The organism is Paenibacillus agaridevorans (assembly GCF_003112455.1).
GTDB lineage: Bacteria > Bacillota > Bacilli > Paenibacillales > Paenibacillaceae > Pristimantibacillus > Pristimantibacillus agaridevorans.
In genome coordinates this window covers 71,484-90,515 of the sequence record NZ_BDQX01000163.1, presented here as the reverse complement: position 1 = coordinate 90,515, position 19,032 = coordinate 71,484, and the positions used below count along the sequence as shown (strand labels likewise).

18 protein-coding genes, 1 pseudogene and 1 riboswitch are annotated in these 19,032 nt (G+C 50.6%); of the genes and pseudogenes, 10 read left to right on the top strand and 9 right to left on the bottom strand.

Annotated features, from left to right (window positions below):
• The first annotated feature begins 195 nt into the window (after positions 1–195).
• The 5 genes from PAT3040_RS38045 to PAT3040_RS14425 all read left to right on the top strand — a co-directional run bounded on the left by PAT3040_RS38045 (position 196) and on the right by PAT3040_RS14425 (position 4,197).
• A complete protein-coding gene (locus PAT3040_RS38045; protein ID WP_219930285.1) occupies positions 196–528 on the top strand; it encodes a transposase in 333 nt (110 codons plus the stop codon).
• Complete coding sequence (locus tag PAT3040_RS14440; protein ID WP_256976065.1) at positions 525–1,385, top strand: IS3 family transposase; 861 nt, start codon at positions 525–527, stop codon at positions 1,383–1,385. The genes PAT3040_RS38045 and PAT3040_RS14440 overlap by 4 nt, the downstream gene beginning before the upstream one ends.
• Before the next feature lie 270 nt (positions 1,386–1,655).
• Positions 1,656–2,027, top strand: coding sequence for an iron chaperone (locus PAT3040_RS14435; RefSeq protein WP_087572685.1), 372 nt, complete (start codon positions 1,656–1,658; stop codon positions 2,025–2,027).
• Between the two features lie 15 nt (positions 2,028–2,042).
• The gene (locus tag PAT3040_RS14430) at positions 2,043–3,113 is read left to right on the top strand and encodes an NAD(P)H-dependent flavin oxidoreductase (protein ID WP_108993283.1); all 1,071 of its coding nucleotides are present in this window, start codon (positions 2,043–2,045) and stop codon (positions 3,111–3,113) included.
• A gap of 90 nt (positions 3,114–3,203) precedes the next feature.
• Positions 3,204–3,283, top strand: a riboswitch (ZMP/ZTP riboswitch).
• Positions 3,284–3,339: 56 nt separating this feature from the next.
• Positions 3,340–4,197 carry a bifunctional 5,10-methylenetetrahydrofolate dehydrogenase/5,10-methenyltetrahydrofolate cyclohydrolase gene (locus PAT3040_RS14425; protein ID WP_108993282.1) on the top strand — a complete coding sequence of 286 codons (858 nt, stop codon included), beginning with the start codon at positions 3,340–3,342 and terminating at the stop codon, positions 4,195–4,197.
• Here PAT3040_RS14425 and PAT3040_RS14420 read toward each other — a convergent pair.
• Positions 4,194–5,162 carry an arsenic resistance protein gene (locus tag PAT3040_RS14420; protein WP_108993281.1) on the bottom strand — a complete coding sequence of 323 codons (969 nt, stop codon included), beginning with the start codon at positions 5,160–5,162 and terminating at the stop codon, positions 4,194–4,196. The two genes, PAT3040_RS14425 and PAT3040_RS14420, sit on opposite strands and share 4 nt — an antisense overlap.
• Positions 5,163–5,340: 178 nt before the next feature.
• On the opposite strand from PAT3040_RS14420, the gene PAT3040_RS14415 reads away from it, so the two are divergent.
• The 3 genes from PAT3040_RS14415 (at position 5,341) to ppsA (ending at position 11,802) form a co-directional block, all read left to right on the top strand.
• A complete protein-coding gene (locus PAT3040_RS14415) occupies positions 5,341–6,669 on the top strand; it encodes a hypothetical protein (protein WP_146200434.1) in 1,329 nt (442 codons plus the stop codon).
• Between the two features lie 216 nt (positions 6,670–6,885).
• Entirely contained in the window at positions 6,886–8,982 is a 2,097-nt protein-coding gene (locus PAT3040_RS14410; protein WP_108993279.1) for a TerD family protein, read from the top strand.
• A 207-nt stretch (positions 8,983–9,189) separates the two neighbouring features.
• On the top strand, positions 9,190–11,802 hold the full coding sequence (gene ppsA, locus PAT3040_RS14405) for a phosphoenolpyruvate synthase (protein ID WP_108993278.1): 2,613 nt from the start codon (positions 9,190–9,192) through the stop codon (positions 11,800–11,802).
• A gap of 65 nt (positions 11,803–11,867) precedes the next feature.
• On the opposite strand, the gene PAT3040_RS38655 is transcribed toward ppsA, so the two are convergent.
• Both PAT3040_RS38655 and PAT3040_RS14400 read right to left on the bottom strand, forming a co-directional pair.
• Positions 11,868–12,035 (bottom strand): hypothetical protein, encoded by a 168-nt coding sequence (locus tag PAT3040_RS38655; protein ID WP_258234978.1) that lies wholly within the window; start codon positions 12,033–12,035, stop codon positions 11,868–11,870.
• Positions 12,005–13,147: a hypothetical protein gene (locus PAT3040_RS14400; protein WP_258234977.1), complete on the bottom strand. Its 1,143-nt coding sequence runs from the start codon at positions 13,145–13,147 to the stop codon at positions 12,005–12,007. The genes PAT3040_RS38655 and PAT3040_RS14400 overlap by 31 nt, the downstream gene beginning before the upstream one ends.
• 307 nt (positions 13,148–13,454) lie before the next feature.
• Between PAT3040_RS14400 and PAT3040_RS14395 the strand changes: the two genes are divergently transcribed.
• Both PAT3040_RS14395 and PAT3040_RS14390 read left to right on the top strand, forming a co-directional pair.
• The gene (locus PAT3040_RS14395; protein ID WP_108993277.1) at positions 13,455–14,102 is read left to right on the top strand and encodes a hypothetical protein; all 648 of its coding nucleotides are present in this window, start codon (positions 13,455–13,457) and stop codon (positions 14,100–14,102) included.
• Positions 14,103–14,235: 133 nt separating this feature from the next.
• Positions 14,236–14,985, top strand: a complete 750-nt coding sequence (locus PAT3040_RS14390; protein WP_181376618.1) for a sensor domain-containing protein — start codon at positions 14,236–14,238, stop codon at positions 14,983–14,985.
• Between the two features lie 74 nt (positions 14,986–15,059).
• On the opposite strand, the gene PAT3040_RS37060 is transcribed toward PAT3040_RS14390, so the two are convergent.
• From PAT3040_RS37060 to PAT3040_RS38650, 6 genes and pseudogenes are all read right to left on the bottom strand, one after another.
• Positions 15,060–15,299, bottom strand: a complete 240-nt coding sequence (locus tag PAT3040_RS37060; protein WP_258234984.1) for a sensor histidine kinase — start codon at positions 15,297–15,299, stop codon at positions 15,060–15,062.
• Positions 15,300–15,336: 37 nt separating this feature from the next.
• Positions 15,337–15,753 carry a histidine kinase dimerization/phospho-acceptor domain-containing protein gene (locus tag PAT3040_RS14380; protein ID WP_146200433.1) on the bottom strand — a complete coding sequence of 139 codons (417 nt, stop codon included), beginning with the start codon at positions 15,751–15,753 and terminating at the stop codon, positions 15,337–15,339.
• A gap of 111 nt (positions 15,754–15,864) precedes the next feature.
• Positions 15,865–16,071 carry a hypothetical protein gene (locus tag PAT3040_RS14375; RefSeq protein ID WP_108993273.1) on the bottom strand — a complete coding sequence of 69 codons (207 nt, stop codon included), beginning with the start codon at positions 16,069–16,071 and terminating at the stop codon, positions 15,865–15,867.
• A gap of 348 nt (positions 16,072–16,419) precedes the next feature.
• Entirely contained in the window at positions 16,420–17,916 is a 1,497-nt protein-coding gene (gene glpK / locus PAT3040_RS14370) for a glycerol kinase GlpK (RefSeq protein WP_108993272.1), read from the bottom strand.
• The gene (locus PAT3040_RS14365) at positions 17,913–18,860 is read right to left on the bottom strand and encodes a transketolase family protein (protein WP_108993271.1); all 948 of its coding nucleotides are present in this window, start codon (positions 18,858–18,860) and stop codon (positions 17,913–17,915) included. The genes glpK and PAT3040_RS14365 overlap by 4 nt, the downstream gene beginning before the upstream one ends.
• Positions 18,853–19,032: pseudogene (locus PAT3040_RS38650) on the bottom strand (transketolase); the annotation flags it as partial. The pseudogene PAT3040_RS38650 and the gene PAT3040_RS14365, both read right to left, overlap by 8 nt.

Below are 19,032 nucleotides of genomic sequence, written 5' to 3'. Positions count from 1 at the left end.
TGCGCCGCTGCTGCTGCCCGCGCCGTGCTGCACCGTACCGCGCTAGTCAGCCATGAATAAAATAGAGGGAAAATCGCCATTTAATCTCGCTTCTATACCGGATTTTGCGGATTTAGAGGGAAATCTGTAAGTAGAATAAATAGTGGACACCTCGTTAAGAGAATTCGATAATGAATGAAATAGGAGGTGTTCACAATGGGTGAACAGCGGAATCGATACAATGAAGAGTTTAAGAAACAGACGGTAAAGTATCTGCAAGGGCAGACGAAATCGGTGGAGGACATCGCCCTCGAACTAGATATTCCCGCGAAGACGTTACATGCCTGGAAAGCGAAATTTCGAGATTTTAAGAATGAACCCGTCGCCAGTTCGGAACGCCTCCGTGAGCTCGAGCAGCTCGTTAAAGAGCAAGAACGTGAGCTCCGCGCGAAAGACCAGAGAATTTCCGATGTAGAGGAGGAGCTCGCGATTGTAAAAAAGGCTGTGCACATCTTCAGCAAACCAAGGAACGACGGTTCCAGTTCATAGAAGATCATCGCTCCGAGTTTCGTTTAGAGAAGATGTGCGAAGTCATGAGTGTTTCACGTAGCGGTTACTACAAATGGAAAAATGCAGAGATGAGCAACCAGGAGCTGCGAAAACGGACTTTAATGGAGCGGGTTTCTTACCATTTTCATGATTCTGAGCAGCGCTACGGTGCTCCAAAGATCACGTATCTCCTTCAAGAAGAAGGCCACACAGTAGCAGAGCGAACCATTGGTTTATATATGCAGGAGCTTGGCCTGCGTGCCTGTGTCTCGCGAAAGTACAAGGTGCAGACAACAGACTCGAGCCATGATTTGCCGATCGCACCTAACGTACTCAACCAAAAGTTTAAAACGGAGAAACCTAATAAGGTCTGGGTGGCAGACATTACCTACATTCCATGCAGAGAGGGCCGTTTATACTTAGCAAGCATACTTGACCTGTGTACACGTGAGATCGTAGGCTGGCGCCTAGGGAGCCGGATGACGACCGACTTGGTACTTGGTGCGTTGCAAGACGCCTATAAAGCTAAAAAGCCAAAGAAGGGGCTGCTGCATCATTCAGATCGCGGTAGTCAATATGCATCTGATGATTACAGAAAGCAACTCAAAGCCTACAAAATGAGAGCTAGCATGAGTCGGAAAGGCAACTGCTACGACAACGCCTGTATAGAGTCATTTCATAGCGTGCTCAAGAAGGAACTCGTTTACTGCAAGCGATTCAATACAAAGCAACAGGCCTATGAAGAAATCTACAGATATATTGAGTTTTTTTACAACCGTAAACGGATCCATAGTGCACTGGGGTACTTGTCACCAGTCCGGTACGCTGCAAAATTTAATAAGAGAAAAGCGGCATAAATGATGTCTACTTTCTTGACAGAGGTCCAATCCTACCACTAATTTAGGCCGAATCGCTGTCCGCCCTCCTTTCTACTTGGATTAGAGGGAGAATTTCCCTCTGGCGTGTCGAAGAAACGGAAAGTCATTCAATTAAAGGGAGTTTTTCCTTTTATTTAATCACATAAGCATGTATAGGAGGTTGAATTCGGCAAAGTTATATGTCAGTATACGATTGAAGACTCGAAGCGCAGGAGCGTATCTTATCTTTTTTGAAGGAGTGAATCATACATGGAAGCATTTGCGGAATATTTGGATGGCATCGGAAACCCGGAGCACCGGGCACGGGTGGAAGAGGTATTTGCCTGGGTGAAGGAGAAGTTCCCGGAGCTGGTGCCTAAGCTGGCTTGGAATCAGCCGATGTTCACCGACCACGACACTTTTATTATAGGCTTCAGCGTGTCCAAACAGCATATGGCTGTTGCGCCTGAGCGAGCAGGCATGAACTATTTTGCAGATGAAATTGTACAAGCTGGACATGATCATACCAAAGAGCTGGTTCGCTTTAAGTGGAACCGTCCGTTTGACTACGGCTTATTAGAGAAAATGATCGAGTTTAATATCCATGATAAGGCGGACTGCACGACATTTTGGCGCAAATAGTAGAGGAGGAAGAGCATGGAAACCGAACTGACACGCCGACTCGCCATTCAATACCCTATATTGCAAGCGCCAATGGCCGGTGGTCCCTCGACGCCGGAACTGGTTGCTGCAGTATCAAACGCCGGAGGACTTGGGAGCATCGGGGCAGGTTATCTTTCGCCGGAACAAATCAGGCAAACGATTCGGGAAGTCAAACAAAGGACTGATCGGCCCTTCGGCGTCAACTTGTTTGTCCCCAAGCAGCCGACTACTTCTGCAGACGCCATTGCTCGAATGAACCATTATCTTGATAAATATCGCATAGAGGCAGGTATTGCGACCAATCCGCCAATCCCCAAGTACGCGGAGTCGTTCGAAGAGCAAGCGCAAGCCGTGATGGGAGAAAATGTCTCCGTGTTTAGTTTCACGTTTGGCATACCGTCTCAGGACATCATGGAAGCCATGAAGCTGCATGGGATTAATGTCATCGGCACGGCAACGACGGTCGAAGAAGCGATTAAACTGGAATCCGCCGGAGTAGACGCGATTGTGGCGCAAGGAAGCGAAGCGGGAGGACATCGGGGGTCGTTTCTGCCGAGTAAGACCGACGCTCTGATAGGTACTATGGCTTTGGTGCCTCAGATCGCGGATCATGTGTCGATTCCGATTATCGCATCGGGAGGCATTATGGATGGTCGCGGGCTTGTAGCAAGCCTCGTTTTAGGAGCTTCCGCCGTGCAGATGGGAACCGCTTTTTTGGCAAGCCATGAGAGCGGCGCACATACCGTCTACAAAGGTAGGATTCTTACATCCAGCGAAGATGCCACCGAGGTCACATCCGCTTATTCGGGTAAAGCGGCGCGCGGCATTTTGACGGATTACATAACGGATATGCGTACCTATCAAGGGGAAATCCCCGACTATCCGATTCAGCATGCAATGACGAGAGAAATTCGCCAGGCGGCTTCCAAAGCCAATAATCCAGAGCTTATGTCTCTCTGGGCCGGGCAAGGACTCCGGTTAGCCAAAGAACGCGGGGCAGCAGAAATCGTGGAACAGACGATGGAGCAAGCGCGCCTTCTTATGCGAAACATGGGGAGACAATAGATGAATCAGCCGCCGGTCCTGGCGACCGGCAATAAAGTAAACAAAATGCTTGAAGTTATTTGAAAGTTCGGACTATAATGGAGCTAGATTAAGGGTGTGTGTGACTGGCGTAACGTGGGGTACCACGAGGGAGCACATATTTTATACGGCCGAACGCCTGGGCAGAGGTAAGGGGATTATCCCCTTGCCTTTTTATGTTTGAACAGGAGCAGAAAGGGCTGATGGAATGAAAGAAGAAAAGTTGATCTTGGATGGTAATCGCGTTGCGGCCGCTATGAAGGAGGGATTAGTCGAACAAATCAAACGTCTCTCCGAGAAAGAAATTGTCCCGTGTCTGGCAACCATTTTGGTTGGCGACGATCCGTCGTCAGCCACTTATGTCCGAATGAAAGGAAATGCATGCGCCAGACTTGGTATACACTCCATCCGTGTTGAACTTCCTTCGACTACCACGACAGAAGAGCTGATTGCGAAAATAAACAAGCTTAACGATGATCCCCATGTTCATGGCATCTTGTTGCAGCATCCCGTTCCTCATCATATTGACGAAAGGGCTGCATTCGAGGCAATCCGAATAGAAAAGGATGTAGATGGCGTAACCACGATAGGATTCGCTCAGAACGCCTTTGGTTTCGCCGATTTTCCTTCGTGTACGCCAGCCGCGATCATCGCCATTTTGGAATACTACAATATTCCGATTGAAGGAAAACATGCCGTTGTAATTGGAAGAAGTCCGATCCTTGGGAAACCGGTATCCGTTATGCTCCTAAACAGAAATGCGACAGTGACAATATGTCATTCCAAAACGGCCAATCTGGCAAGGCTGGTTCGCTTAGGCGATATCGTAGTTGCTGCTGTCGGCAAGCCGAATTTTGTTCAGGGCGACTGGATCAAGCCGGGAGCGGTAGTCGTCGATGCCGGCTACAACAAAGGCAATATCGGAGATGTCGATTACGAAGCTTGTCTGGAGAACGCCTCCGCGATAACTCCCGTTCCGGCTGGCGTTGGACCCGTCACTATTGCTGCATTGCTCAAACATACGGTCGAAGCTGCTGAACGGTTTTTAGCGAAGTCGGTGCTCTAGTGCCTGTCTCTGAGCAGAATCCCGGGAACAACACGGATGTAAATAAGTTCCCCTACAAGCTCTACAATGGTTTGAGTGACGATTACGGCCGACACCAACCCGTTTAATGGTTCGGGCAATGCAAGCGCAAAAGGCAGGACGACCAGGGAGTTGCGTGTCCCGCTACTAAAGATCAGCGCTCTCCCTGCTCCGACATCCAGCCGGAAGATGCGCGCAACGAAGCGGGCGACTAGTGGGACAATGATCATATAAGCAACGTAGACGGGAATGGCTTGACTGATATAATTGATGGATTCGTATAGTTTGCTGATTTGCGAAGCTAAGACGACGAATAACGTCAGTGCCATAAAAGGAACCGGCAGCCATGCTGCGGCATCAAGAAATACGATGCCGCGCGGCTGCCTTTTCGCCCATAGCTGCGTTAGAAGAGCAAGGAGCAGAGGGACCGCGATGAGACCCAAAAAAGCCTCCAGAAAGGGCTGCGCCCTCACAACTTCAGCTGTTTGATTCCCCATGAATATCCAGAGGTAAAAGGGCAGCAATATCATTTGAGAAACAAAAAGCAAAGGCGTTGCAACCAGAATAAGTTTCTCGTCCCCGCGGCCAAGATGTGTAAAAACGATGACGTAATCTATGCAGGGTGTAAGCAAAACTAGAAATACGCCTAATAAAAGGGCCGGGTCGGCCGGAAGAAACCGAGTTAACCCCCAAACAATGAGGGGCACAGCTATGTAATTCATGATTAAAAGAGCGTAAATAAACTGTCGATTCGTTAAGGATTCTTTTAGACGAAGAAACGGTATTTGCGTAAACATACCGAACATTAAGATGGCAAGCACGATCGAAATGGAACGATCCAAATGACCGCTTGCATGCGGCCATATCAAACCTGCTCCTGCTGCAATCAAGAGAATAATCGCATAGAGCCATACTTGATTTTTCTCCAGTTGTTCCCTTGCACTCATTGTCTCTGTTCCTTCCCCTCCATACATCGTTTTGTAAGTATAGCTTTGAACGGGTTGCGATGTAAATAACGATGATCATAAACAGATCAAGCTCTTTTTGGAGGAAAATGGAGAATGTTGGCGAATGTAATGTCGGATGAAACATATAGAAATTTTATTGAAGAGGGGCAGCATGTTTATGGGAAGCGTAAAAAAGTTAGGGATTGCCGTATTAAGTACCTCTATTCTGTTAGGGGCTGCTATGGTAAACGATGTCTCCTATGCGGAAGCGAGCAAACTGGCTGAGTCCAAAGAGTTGCCGGTCATCATTAACGGTGTGCCATTGATGTCGGACAAGCCGGTGCTTCTCGATGGAAGGAAAAGATATCTCCCCCTTCGGGCAGTGCTGGAGCAATTGGGCTGGAAAGTAGAATGGGAGCCGGGTCTCATTACGATCTCGTACCGGACATTAGATGAAGGGCAAACCAGTTATCTTTGGTTGAAGGAAGAGGACCTTATTCGAAGCGTAAACGGAACGTCCTATATCGAGATGTACCGTCTTGGCGACGTCAGCGATACCAACGTTTCTTGGAGCGATACCGACAGCGGGATCGTCATAACGGCAGCCGAGGAGAATGACGACGTTTACGGTGAAGAGGACGAAGAGTTGCCCGAACTTACGGAGGAAGAAAGCAGAAAAGTCAACTACGGCCAATACGAGGAGTCGCCGACTTTGGATGCCATCATAAATATTTATTCGGAGCTTGAGCAGGAAGGTTACGATCCTGGCGTGTGGCTGGGCTTTTATCCTGATCGCGGGCACAGCGGATATTCGGGGACGCCTCTGGATGTTGTCGCATTTGGACGGACTGGCAGCGATGGCGAACATTTCGGTTTCCTGACGGATTTCGGATCCGTGGACAATTTAGAAGAAGCCCCTATTGTCATGGTATCTCCGATGAATTTTGACGAACCCGCCATTGTTGTGGCGGACAATATCCGGGACTTTCTCCGGATTGCGTTGATCGACACGAGCTTGCTGTACCTAAACTTCGACAACGAACGCCAGTACTTGGACGAAATGGCGGAATATGCGCCTGATGGTTACGTCGAGTCGGAAGAAGAGATTGAGAATATGCGGGTTGCAAGGGAGCGTCTAGGGGCGATTGCGGGTTTGCCGTCCATAGCCGATCCATATACCTATTCGGCAAAGGTACGAGTGAAACGAAGCAAGCAGGTCATCCTGGACACGGAAAGCGGGTTAGGCGTCACGAATAAGCACCTATCGGATGCGGGACGCGAGCATAGCCGGATCGTACTCGACGAATATATTAGCGTGAAAGAGCTATCCGCCTTTTTGGAGAAAGCAACCTATGCGTCCAAGCTGGCTTTAATTCGAGACTTCCATCTTCATCTGGAGACCTACGTGTACAAAGAAGAGGTAATCGAGGAGCTGATCGTCGAAGAGATGGGGCGGATGGGGCTGCAGGATGAGATCGCGCGAATGGAAGCGAATCGTTATCGCTAATAATGCCCCAATATGAGTAACTCCAGCATTTTATGATCGGATCGTAATACATTTGCCCTGTTCGGGCCCACGGAAAAATGAGATGATGCATCCATCAGGGCCCTAGAGTTACGGCTCAGGGCTCTGATCTTCAGGCTATTGCGATCCTTCCTTCTAACTCAAATTGGCGAATTAGGGCGCAGCTTTCCTGAAGATTTTTTTGGGGGTGAGCTAACGATGATCCAAGGTATGTATTTGCGCCGGAAAAACAAGGTAGTGGTGGAACGGCTAAGCGGAAATCCCGTCTCCAAGGCGTGGTTGGCTACCGCTTCGAAAAATATCGAAAGTCTAGGATATCGTTTCTCGCCCCGCTTAATCAGTGAAGTGAGCACAATGCCGTCGGAAGCATTTGCCGTATTTTATAACGAGTTAATCGTTCATCTGAATGAGATGGTTGGAGCTCATGTCGAATACCGACCGATGTACCCAGGATTCCCTGCGCAAGTGATGGAGGAATCCGAGGCGGACCTGTATTTAAACGCCCTGTATCATTACTTTACGCTAGACCTTCCCCTGTACGATAGTAAGAGCAGGCAGCCGCTAGCGGAGGAGAGCCCACTTAAAGTCATTGATCTGGGAACGAAGGCAGAATTCCATGTTTTGATTCATCAGCTTATGCAGGCCAAGAGTTCGATTTCCGAGACTGACAAAACGGATATCGACAAAACGATCCAACAGGCCGGAGCAGAGGAGCTAAGCGAGATTCTACCTGCCGAAATTCCATTTAAGGAAAATGCCGCATTTGTAGCAGGATCGCTTCTCAAGCATCGCAAAGCGGATCCGAAGGCGATCGGCCGATACATAAAGACGGCGACCGACGTTTTGCGGCTGGCCGTCGCTTGGTCGGACGGGGATGTAAGCTTGGCCGAAGCAACCCGATTCCGTAAATTCACGCGCCCGGAAAGAAAGCTGCTGCTCGCCCTGCTGGAACAATGTTACCCCATTACGGAAGATATGCTGAGATTTAAGCAACGCTGGATTCGACTTGGCGAAATTCTTCATCCTTCCGAATATAAGAACCGTTTCTCTCGGTGCCATGAAGCTTTTGATATACTGCGTAATCATAAGCCGTTCCCTACTTATGGCGGCAGCGTCGAACTAGCATTCCAATGGAAGCAAGTTTGGTCGCTGATCGATCTGTTGATGCAACGTCCGGGCGAATTCGCCAGAAGGCTGGATCAACTCACGCGTATGACGGAACACGCGGATTACGTGATACTCGCCTTTGAGGAAGTTGTCCATGAGATTTCGACGCCGGTATTGCTGCAGGTGAAGTGCCATTTCGTACATCGCACGGAATTTCGCGGACTGCGAACTTTTTTCCCGAAAGGTAATGTAGCCAAAGCGTTCGTCATCCCTAACGCACTCCCCGAGATCCCTGGCGAGGTATGCAAATCGATCGTAGACGTATGCGAGCATGAACTGATCCGCCGCTTCTCTGTACTGCCCCCGCTGGGCAAGACTTTCATTGATCAGCGATTAAGCACGTATCTCGTTCCGTTTTCCCAACGTTCGGCTAGCAAGGCTTTGCGTACGATCGTTCGCGGGAGCCGAGTCCCGATGCCCAAGGGGGATACCGTTCGCTTCTTTAACTGGTGGAAAGAAGGGGAAGTGGATGGACAGCCGACGGGACGAGTCGACATTGATTTGTCTGCCGTTCTATATGATCGCAAGTGGAACTATATCGAGCATATCTCCTATACGAACCTGCGTTCCTCGAAGTATCTGGCCGTTCACAGCGGAGATATCGTGTCTGCTCCTAGTGGCGCATGCGAATTTATTGATCTTCATATCCCATCGATCGTCGAATACGGCGGACGGTACGTGGTCGCTGCTTTGCAAGCTTACACCGCGCAGCCGTTTTGCGATTTGCCGGAATGTTTTGCGGGTTGGATGATGCGCAGGAAGCCGGGTTCCGGAGAAATCTTCGAACCGTCTACGGTGGTCGACAAAATCGATTTGACTGCGAATACAACGATTGCGATTCCCGTCATTATGGATTTGGCGGAGCGGGTAATTATCTGGAGCGACCTTGCTCTTACGAGACATCCGGACTACAACAATAACGTAGAGGGAAACAAACGGGGGATGTCGCTAATGGGTCAAGCGATGAGCGGGCTTAGAAAGCCGGACTTGCATGATCTGTTCCGGCTCCATGCGATGGCTAGAGGCGAAATCGTGGATGACAGGGAGCAGGCGGAGTCGATCTTCGCGGTCGATGGAGGGGTTACCCCATTCGATATCGAAGAGATCATGGGCGAATATCTGGTTTAGACGGAGGTCGCTCGACATAACGAAAAAAGAACCTGATTCATGAATCAGGTTCTTTGCATTGCGTATATGCAGGCGCGATGATATAATCAGTTCACAACTGAGTTAGTGTGTAAAGTCATAGAAATTGCATCTTACATCCTTATCATAACATGCATGCGAACTCTTGTCAAATGTTTTTCTCAATCGAAGGATTAGGAGAGATGCGAAATGAGTTCTATGGTGCTTGGACTTCAAGAAGTGGACAAATCGCAGCTTTCGCTCGTGGGCGGAAAAGGATTAAATCTAGCGATATTATCAAAAATCGAAGGCTTGCAGGTTCCAGAAGGATTTTGCGTGACATCGGCGGGTTACCAACAAGCCGTCAAACAAAACGAAACGTATCAAGTCTTGTTGGAACGATTAAGCAAGCTTAAAGCGGAAGATCGAAATCAAATCGGTGAAATCGGAAAGAAGATGCGACAAGTCATTGTGGAAGCGGAAATTCCATCCGATGTGGTGAAAGCAGTTACTCACTATCTATCCAGGATTGGCCATCAACATGCTTATGCCGTACGCTCAAGCGCGACTGCGGAAGATTTGGCCCATGCTTCCTTCGCCGGCCAACAAGACACCTACTTAAATATCATTGGCAGGGAAGCCATCTTGCGGCATATTGGCGAATGTTGGGCTTCCTTGTTTACGGATCGCGCGATTATTTACCGCATCCAAAACGGATTCGACCACCGCCAGGTGCTTATTTCCGTTATCGTGCAAAAGATGATTTTCCCGCGGGCCTCGGGTATTCTCTTCACCGCTGATCCCGTAACCTCCGATCGAAAGCTGTTATCGATCGATGCCGGTTACGGACTTGGAGAAGCGCTGGTCTCCGGCATGGTTTCCGCCGACACGTACAAAGTACGGGAACGGGAAATCGTCGAGAAAAGGATAACCGTCAAAAAAATCGCGATCCATGGGCGGCAAGAAGGCGGAACGGAGACCCGCGAAATACATCCGGGCCAGCAGAAGTCCCAAACGCTTACGGAACAACAAATTTTAGAGCTGGCGGGAATAGGAAAAAGGATCGAAACCCATTTTGGTTATCCGCAAGATATCGAATGGTGTTTGGCCGATGATACCTTTTATATTGTCCAAAGCCGGCCAATCACTACATTGTATCCGATCCCTGAAGCGAATGATCAGGAGAATCACGTTTACCTATCCGTGGGACATCAACAAATGATGACGGATCCCATCAAACCTTTGGGATTGTCGTTCTATCTATTGACGACGCCAGCGCCTATGCGCACAGCGGGCGGGAGGTTATTTGTTGACGTTACTCCCATGCTGGCTTCCCCTTCCGGCAGAGAGACGCTCGTTAATAAACTGGGCCAATCCGACCCTCTGATTAAGAATGCGCTTGAAACCATCCTCGGGCGGGGAGATTATATTAAAATGTTGCCCAATAACCCGAAAGAACGGAACGCCCCCATCCATCGAGCGGTATCGTCTCCTAACGAACAGGATCCGGCCGAATTAGATCCGGCCATCGTGACGGAGATGATCAAGCGGAACGAGGCATCGATCAAAAAGCTGAAGCGGGATATTGTGACAAAGTCCGGGTCGGCGTTGTTCGATTTTATACTGGAAGATCTCCAGCGATTAAAGGAAATCTTGTTCCACCCGCAAAGTTCCGCCGTCATTATGGCCGCTATGGATGCCTCTGCCTGGATCAACGACAAGATGATGGAGTGGCTGGGAGAAAAAAACGCGGCCGACACGCTGTCTCAATCCGTCCCGAACAACATTACTTCGGAGATGGGGCTTGCGCTAATGGCGGTCTCGGACGTCATTCGTCCTTTTCCCGAAGTCGTTGATTATTTGCGGCAAGCGGAAGAGAATACCTTTTGGCAGGGGATGGCCGAGCTTGATGGAGGACAGGCGCCGATGGAAGCTATTCGGGCTTATCTGGACAAATACGGAATGCGATGCCCCGGCGAGATCGATGTTACCCGGACCCGCTGGAGCGAAAATCCGCTTGCGCTCGTCCCGATGATTTTGGGCAACATCAAAAATTTCGAGCCTGATGCCGGACAACGGAAGTTCGAACAAGGGCGGCGGGAAGCCGAGGAAAAAGAGCGGGAACTGTTAACGCGTTTGCTGCATTTGCCGGAAGGCGATCAAAAGGTCCGCGAAGCCAAAGCGAAGATCGATTTCATTCGGCATTTTATCGGGTATCGCGAATATCCCAAGTACGGCATGATTCATCGGTACTTCATCTATAAACAAGCTTTATTGAAAGAAGCCGAGCAGCTCGTGCGAGCGGGCGTCCTTGTTGATCCGGAGGATATGTATTACCTCTCCTTCCAAGAGCTCCAGGATATCGTTCGCACGGCACAACTGGATGAGGGGATCATCGGCCATCGTAAACAAGATTACGCCTTATATGAAAAATTGACTCCGCCTCGTGTCATGACGTCCGATGGAGAGATTATAGCCGGTACGTATAAGCGTGACAATATCCCGTCTAAAGCCATTGTTGGACTGCCTGTTTCTTCCGGGGTAATCGAGGGAAGGGCCCGCGTTATCCTGAAGATGGAGAAAGCAGATTTGGAAGAAGGAGATATATTGGTGACCTCCTTTACCGATCCTGGATGGACGCCGCTCTTCGTATCCATCAAGGGGCTTGTTACCGAGGTTGGCGGATTAATGACCCATGGAGCCGTAATTGCCCGCGAATATGGTTTGCCGGCCGTTGTCGGGGTGGAGAATGCGACCCGGCTGATCAAGGACGGACAGCGCATTCGAGTGCACGGTACGGAAGGGTACATCGAAATGTTGTAAAAAAAGCCTTCCCTTCCAGCTTTGCAGGCTGAGAAGGGAAGGCTTTTTGGCGCGTACGTTATCCGTTATACGGATTCACCATGCAGGTAGCGGAAGAATGGCTTGTCTACCCAGAATGGGAACGGAGTAATGATGGCATCGGGATCGATCGCTTTCAAGCCGTTTACGACTTTCTCGGAATCTTCGTTCAGGGAGAACGGGTTTACCGTATAGGTGCTGTCTGGATCGGACACCAGATTGTTCGTAATGATTTCGTAGTTGGCGATTTTGGAATTAGAACGTACAGCGGCTGCCACCAGGATCCGCTAATAAGTCCTTGTTGATCGGCGGCGGTTTTCTTGGCGAATTTCTCGATGACGCCATCGAACGCGGCTTTATCCGCTGTAGTCGCAAATTCGAATGCGAGATCATATTCCTTGGCAAAGGCGATATAATTGCCGTTTTCGATTTGGACGACGTTCGGGCCCGGATCGCCCCACTCCGCAAGATGGATGAATGCGGATGTTTTCGGTTCGAATTGTACTTTCGCGTCGAGCCCTTCGCTGCGGAGCAAGCCGATCAGCTGAATCGCGTGCTTGAAATTCGAATGTCCGTAGATGAGCGACAAGGAATCGATAAAGTTGGCGTCGTAACGAGTATCTTTGATGTTGTAGCCGGTAACCAGCTCTTGCTCCAGCGCCTCTTTCATCAGATCCTGCAGCTTCGGAGCGTCGGACAGGTCAGAAGTATTATAGGCGGTGGAAAGCTTGGAGTAAATATCGGAATCACTCGTGTAGCCGATATATTGTTTGTAAAGTCCCTTCGTGACAAGTACTTGTCCGAGCAGCGAGTTAATAAGTTCTTCGCTGCCAGGCGCGCCTGGCTTGAAACCTTCGCGAAGACTGGCGAGCAGCAAACCGGTGTCGAATGCCGCGGCAACTTCCTTCGCGCCGCTAGCGTTAAGCGTGCCTTTCTTTACTTGCAGCTTGGTCAAAGCGGCATCGGCTTTGGCAGCCGGATAAGTCTGCGCAAGCTCCTTTAAACCAGCTGCGCGAAGCGCGATCGCTACGGCGACGTAGTTGGTAAGCGTCTGATCTCCCTGGATGGAGGGACCCGACAGAATGCCATTCTCGTACAGCACGGAAGCTGCTTCGAATAAAGGTTGGTCTGCTTTCAAGTCCGTGAACGAAACCTCTTTGCCGGATGGCTCATACTCACAAATGTCCGCAACAGCCGTAATCAGCTGTCCTTTTGTTACGTTTCCCGAAAGTTCGATGTCGTATTTCTCTTGCAGAAATTGTTTATACTGCGCAGCTCCGTCCTGGCCGGACGCGATGGATGGCGACGTAGGCGAAACTGCAGCCAACGTCGTTGGCGTAGCCCTTGCGTAAATACTAAAGAGGAAGAGAGTAAAAAGGCCGCAAGCAGTTTGGTGCTGGACAAAGTTGTACGTTTCATTAGCTTGACCTCCGTCAATAATTATTATTCCGACCGAAATGATCGGGTATGTAATGTCACATAGTACACCAACGCAATTACGAATGTGTCAATGGAAAAATAGAATAAAGAGCAAAGATAAAAAATAACCTTTCAGAAAAGGGAACATATGACAAATTAATCGCGTCTTTAAGAAGGAGAAGGAGAGATGAAGGACGTTTGGGGAGGATAAACAAATGCGAAAAATGTTTTCTATGTATTTACTGGTATTCCTCTTATTAGCGTTGGCTGCTTGCAGCGGCAAGCCCTATGGACATTATAAAGATGATGAAATGATAGGGAAAATAGGAATGGTTGACATCGATAACAGTGTAATTGAAGTGGATATTTCCGAATGGCATAAAAGAGACATCAGGGGAGGCATTGACGACTACGGCGTCTATATCAAGATTGATGTTACGGATCATTTGATCATCAAGAACGAGGATGGCACTTTATCTGAAATACATCAGTTGAAAATCGGACAAAAAGTATTGGTTAATCCGCCTAAGAAAGTGGATAACAGCGATTACGAAGCCAAGGAGATTATTTTGCAGGCAATGTCTTACAAGGAAAAGTATGCTCAGTTGTTGTCCGGTCATAAAGGGAGGTACCTGACAACCGTATTTGTTAAAGAAGGGGATTCGTTACCGGCAGCTACGGAAGATACGTTGATGGGACTTTTATCCAAGAGCCCCATCAATTTCGGAACATATCCCGAGGATTACGTCGTTGATTATAAGCAGGAACTGAATATCGAGAAATTCCCGGTCATGCTTGTTTTCGACAATAAGGGACTGGTATTCAAAACATACGACGTAGATGAATTGGTCGATTTTTTCTAGAAGTATTGGACGACGATTAGGATTGCCGAACTAGACCTAAGTCCGGCAGCCATTCCATTCGTCAGGAGGATGATCCAGCTACGAGAAAAGGGCTACAATGAGAGCAACAAAACGAGAAAGCGTGGTTGTCATTATGAGAAAACCCAGCGCCCTAATCGCGTGGAAAATGCTTGTCCTGTCGCTCCCCAAGGGAATCGCGGCATTCGTCATCATCGTAGCGGGACTATCCGCAAGCTTGCCGTTGTCGGTATTTCTGATCGGATTGCCCTTGCTGGCGGCAACGCTGGTCTTCTGTCGGTCGATCATGCTTGGCGAGATGAGATATGTGACAGCCTGGCTGCAAAGAAAAGAGTATCCCGAAGCGTCCGCATCTCCTGAACCGACAGCGGTAGAACAACAGGGATGGCGGGCATGGCTGGTATCCGTTCTAAAGGATGGCAGATCGTACCGCAGCATTCTATTCGGCATCTTGCAGTTGCCGGTAGGCATCGCGGCGTTTACGTTCGCCATCGTGCTGCCCATAACCGCGCTCGCGGTACTGCTTTCGCCCGCCGCTTACGAGGTAAGCATGCGCTTGTTCGATTTCAACTTGTTCGCCAGCGACTGGAGATTCGATGAGCTGTTCGGGTGGGATATGACATCTGCACAGCGCTCGTGGGTTGCCGGCGGAGTAGGCCTGGCATTCGTGCTGCTATTGCCGCTTCTGATGCGAGGTCTCGGCCGTTTGTACGCCGCTTGGATTCTTAGCGTCGCTGGACCGGAGCCCGTCAGTCGTCCTGCTAACCCGCAAGAAGCATACAATGAAGAAAGGTTCCCTTTCGCCATGGAAAACCATGAAATCGGAGCGTTCCACGCCGAACGCAGCATTCCGCCAGTAAGCTAAGCAACGTTAAACGCAAAAAAAGCTGCCCTTTCTCCAATCCGGGCAGCTTTTTTTGCGTATTCCTGTTAGGCCGATTAGTCGCGAGGAAGCCGAATTCGGAACACCGTCTCCACATCGGGCGAACTCTCCAATCGAATCGATCCTTGATGAGCATCGACGATATCCTTGACGATGGAGAGGCCGATGCCCAGCCCTTCGCCCGTTCTTCCCCGATCAACCCGTTCGAATACTTGAGCTTGATGCTCCGGCGGAATACCCTTGCCTTGATCCTTTATCGTCATGATGACGGTCCCTTCGTGCTCCTTTAATCCAATGCCCAGATAACGTCCGTCCTTGCCATACCGAATCGCGTTATCGGTGGTTGACCAGATGAATGGACAGTTCGTCTCCGTCCTGCCTGGAGATGTCCAGCATTTGATCCAGCAGCTTGTCCATGTAACTGCAGCGTTGAAGGATGATTTTGGCTCGATTCTGCAAGTCGTTCTCATCCTTGTAATTGCCGGTGCGAATCATCTCCGCGCAGCCGAGCATCGTCGTCAGCGGCGTTCGCAGATCATGAGACAGATTGGATAATAACAGCTTGCGTTTGTTCTCGAACTGCTGAATTTGCGAGTGTTGTTGCCGGAGCCGCTCCGTCATGGAATTATAATGCTGACTCAGCTGGCCGAGCTCGTCCTTGGAGGAGTCCGTCAGCTCCACGACAGGCGCATCACCTTTAATATTGCCCCCGTTCAACGCGTTGTTCAGCTTGCGAGTCCGTTTGTTCAACGAGGTAAAGATCCCCAGAGCGATGAAGAACGGGATGGAGAACGAGAGGAGCAACGGAATAATTAGTGTGAGCAACGATTTCAGCGTCCGTATCAGAAAATAAACCTCGCCTTACTTCATCTCGGAGGTCGGAATATTCAACATCAAGTAATAGGTTTGGCCGTTCAAGACGGCTGGCGTAATGACATGCAGATCGTCTTCCATCAAGTATCTCTCCGGCATATCGTGCATCAGCATGGCGAGGTCATGGAAGGTGAAAGAGGGATTAAGCCCCGCCGTGTCGTAGAGTGATTGTCCTTCGAATCCAGCCATATCCATCGAATGGCCGGATGCTCTTCGCGTGCCCGCTCTAATACTGTCTTAGGAGCGTCAGGCGAGTTCGCGGACCGTGCCTCTAGTCGTCTACAACAGATTGAGAGAGGGGGTTTAATTGAAATAACGCGTAGCCTTTGTTCGCGATCTTTCCGATCCAGACCGTTGTGAGGCCGAACAAAAACATACTCAGGATGGCGCTGAGCACCAGCAAGATCCACAGTTTGGTACGAAGATTTGCTCGCTAGGGAAGCGGGAGGATGGATGATAAAATGACAATGGGAGTATGAACATGATTAATCAATCAGAAACGAAAAGGAGCATCACCGCGCATTGCGTTGATGCTCCTTTTCGTCAAAGCTGGCTGCCGATAACGGATTCCACGGCCTTTTTCCAGCCGGAATAATGCCTTTGCCGATCGGCGGGATCCATGGCGGGAAGGAAGGACGTCCCTTGCTCGGCTATACGGCGCAAGTCATCCAGCGAGGACCAAATGCCCACCGCGAGCCCGCCCATATAGGCTGAGCCCAGGGCGGACAATTCGGCTGCGCCTGCTCGTTTGACTTCAATATGCAATAGATCCGACTGGAATTGCATAAGGATACCGTTGCTTGATGCGCCGCCATCCACCCGAAGCTCGCTTAGTTGGATAGCTGTTGCATGCTGCAACAAATCAATGGCATCTTTGACTTGATAGGCAATGCTTTCCATAGCGGCTCTTGCGATATGGGCTTTGCCCGTTCCTCGGCTCATCCCTACAATCGCCGCGCGCGCATCCGGCTGCCAATAAGGAGCGCCAAGACCGACGAAGGCCGGAACGAGATAGACGCCTTCATTATCGGGAGCCTGCAGCAGCAGTGCATCAAGCTCGGAAATCGATTGAAACAAGCCGAGGTTATCCCGCAGCCAGTTCATGCTGTCGCCCGAAGTTCGAATAATCGCCTCCGCCGCATAAGTGACCGTACCGCCTTGACCCCAGGCGATGGCTTGGACCAGACCCGGCTTCGAAGCCGACGGTTTGAAGCCGGTATTCATCAGGACGGACGTGCCCGTGCCGTAGGTTGCTTTGGCCGATCCTTCTTCGAGGCATAAATGCCCGAACAAAGCGGCTTGCGAGTCGCCAATGACGCCGGCGATCGGAATGCCGTCGACGAGCGGCGCAGCCCCGTACGTATACCCGTAGACTGCGTCGGAGGGCCTTACTTCGGGAAGGAGCTCGCGAGGAATGCCGAATAAGCGGCAGAGCTCTTGATCCCATTGCAAGGTATGGATATTAAACAGGGAGGTTCGGCTGGCGTTGGTATAATCGGTCGCGTGAACCTTTCCGCCCGAGAGCTTCCAGAGCAGCCAGCTGTCCATCGTGCCGGCAAGCCAATCGCCTTTCGCCAGCTTACCGTCCGCGCAAGGGGTATGATCCAATAGCCACCGCCATTTGGCTGCCGTGAAATAAGGATCGAGCAACAAACCGGATTTGGCTTGAACAATTGGCTCGAAGCCAGACTCTTTTAGCTTCTCGCACATCTCAAAGGTGCGCTGGCATTGCCATACGATTGCCGGTCCGACGGGTTCCCCCGTCGTTTTATCCCAGATAAGGGCGGTCTCCCGCTGATTCGTTATGGTTACTGCGGAGAGCTGCTTCGAGCCGATCCCCGCTTTGTCGATGGCAGCTCCGGCGCACAAGAGCACATTTCCGTAAATTTCGGCCGCATCATGCTCTACCCATCCAGGCGAGGGATAATACTGCTGATGCGGCATCGAACTGGAGGACAGAATTTGTCCGCTGCCCGATACGACGAGCGCTTTCGTTCCCGAAGTGCTCTGGTCGATTGTTAATAGATAAGCTTCGCTCATGACTCCTGCCGCCCCAGCAATTGTAAAGCCGATCGTCGCAGCCCCTTGACGCTGATGCCGTAATGCGAGAATACTTCGGCCGTTTTACCCGCGATCGCAGGTTCGTCGGGAATGCCGATAATTTTGAGCGGAACCGGACAATGCTGCCCGACAAGCTCCGCGACCGCTGCTCCGAGACCTCCATGGACGCTATGCTCTTCGACGGTAATGATACGTCCAGTCTCGCGAGCGGCCCGCAGAACAGCCTCGTTGTCCAGCGGTTTGATCGTATGCATGTTGAGCACCCGGCAGGAAATCCCCTCCTCCCGCAAGGCGTTGGCGGAATCCAGCGCAATCCTTACCGTTTCGCCGGAGGCGATAATCGTCAAGTCGGAGCCCTCCAGCAGAGTAACGGCTTTGCCAATTTCGAACTCATAATCCCCGGATGCATAGACATCCTCGACGGGATTGCGTCCGATTCGGATATAAGCGCCTCCCTCATGGGCGACGAGCGCTTCCGTCATCCGTTTGGTCTCATGCCGATCCGCAGGCATAAGAACGGTTATGCCGGGGATGGCGCGCATGACGGCCAGATCCTGCACCGAATGATGCGACATGCCAAGCGCGCCGTAGCTAATGCCGCCGCTAATGCCGACAAGCTTGACGTTGGTGCCGGAATAGGCGACGTCGACTTTGATCTGCTCGATGCTTCTCATGCTGAGAAAACAGGCGGGCGAGGCGACGAAAGGTTTCTTGCCGCTATGGGCAAGCCCGGCGGCAATGCCGACTATGTTCTGCTCCGCGATGCCGACCTCGACGAATTGCTCCGGATAGGCATCCGCGAACGGCCCCATAGCCGCGGATCCCCGGGAGTCGCTTGCGAGCACCATTACGGTTTTATCTTCCTGGGCGATGTCGAGCAAGGTGTCGCAGATGATTTGCCGATTGGCGATCGTGTTAGCCAATTTGCTCAGCTCCTTTCTCCGTCAACCTGGCCTGTTTGGCCGACAATTCGGCCAGTGCCCGTTCCAGTTCTTCGGCACTCGGTACATGATGATGCCAATGCGGGACGTTTTCGGCGAAGGAGATTCCTTTGCCCTTAACGGTATTGGCAAGTATGAGCGTCGGTTTGCCGGG

Excerpts from the sequence above, each read along its gene's own strand:
- PAT3040_RS38045 (WP_219930285.1), top strand. The coding sequence starts at position 196 with ATGGGTGAACAGCGGAATCGATACAATGAAGAGTTTAAGAAACAGACG.
- PAT3040_RS14395 (WP_108993277.1), top strand. The coding sequence starts at position 13,455 with ATGCGAAAAATGTTTTCTATGTATTTACTGGTATTCCTCTTATTAGCG.
- PAT3040_RS14410 (WP_108993279.1), top strand. The coding sequence starts at position 6,886 with ATGATCCAAGGTATGTATTTGCGCCGGAAAAACAAGGTAGTGGTGGAA.
- PAT3040_RS14375 (WP_108993273.1), bottom strand. The coding sequence starts at position 16,071 with ATGGATATGGCTGGATTCGAAGGACAATCACTCTACGACACGGCGGGG.
- PAT3040_RS14430 (WP_108993283.1), top strand. The coding sequence starts at position 2,043 with ATGGAAACCGAACTGACACGCCGACTCGCCATTCAATACCCTATATTG.
- PAT3040_RS14420 (WP_108993281.1), bottom strand. The coding sequence starts at position 5,162 with ATGAGTGCAAGGGAACAACTGGAGAAAAATCAAGTATGGCTCTATGCG.
- glpK (WP_108993272.1), bottom strand. The coding sequence starts at position 17,916 with ATGAGCGAAGCTTATCTATTAACAATCGACCAGAGCACTTCGGGAACG.
- PAT3040_RS14390 (WP_181376618.1), top strand. The coding sequence starts at position 14,236 with ATGAGAAAACCCAGCGCCCTAATCGCGTGGAAAATGCTTGTCCTGTCG.
- ppsA (WP_108993278.1), top strand. The coding sequence starts at position 9,190 with ATGAGTTCTATGGTGCTTGGACTTCAAGAAGTGGACAAATCGCAGCTT.
- PAT3040_RS14435 (WP_087572685.1), top strand. The coding sequence starts at position 1,656 with ATGGAAGCATTTGCGGAATATTTGGATGGCATCGGAAACCCGGAGCAC.
- PAT3040_RS14415 (WP_146200434.1), top strand. The coding sequence starts at position 5,341 with ATGGGAAGCGTAAAAAAGTTAGGGATTGCCGTATTAAGTACCTCTATT.
- PAT3040_RS14425 (WP_108993282.1), top strand. The coding sequence starts at position 3,340 with ATGAAAGAAGAAAAGTTGATCTTGGATGGTAATCGCGTTGCGGCCGCT.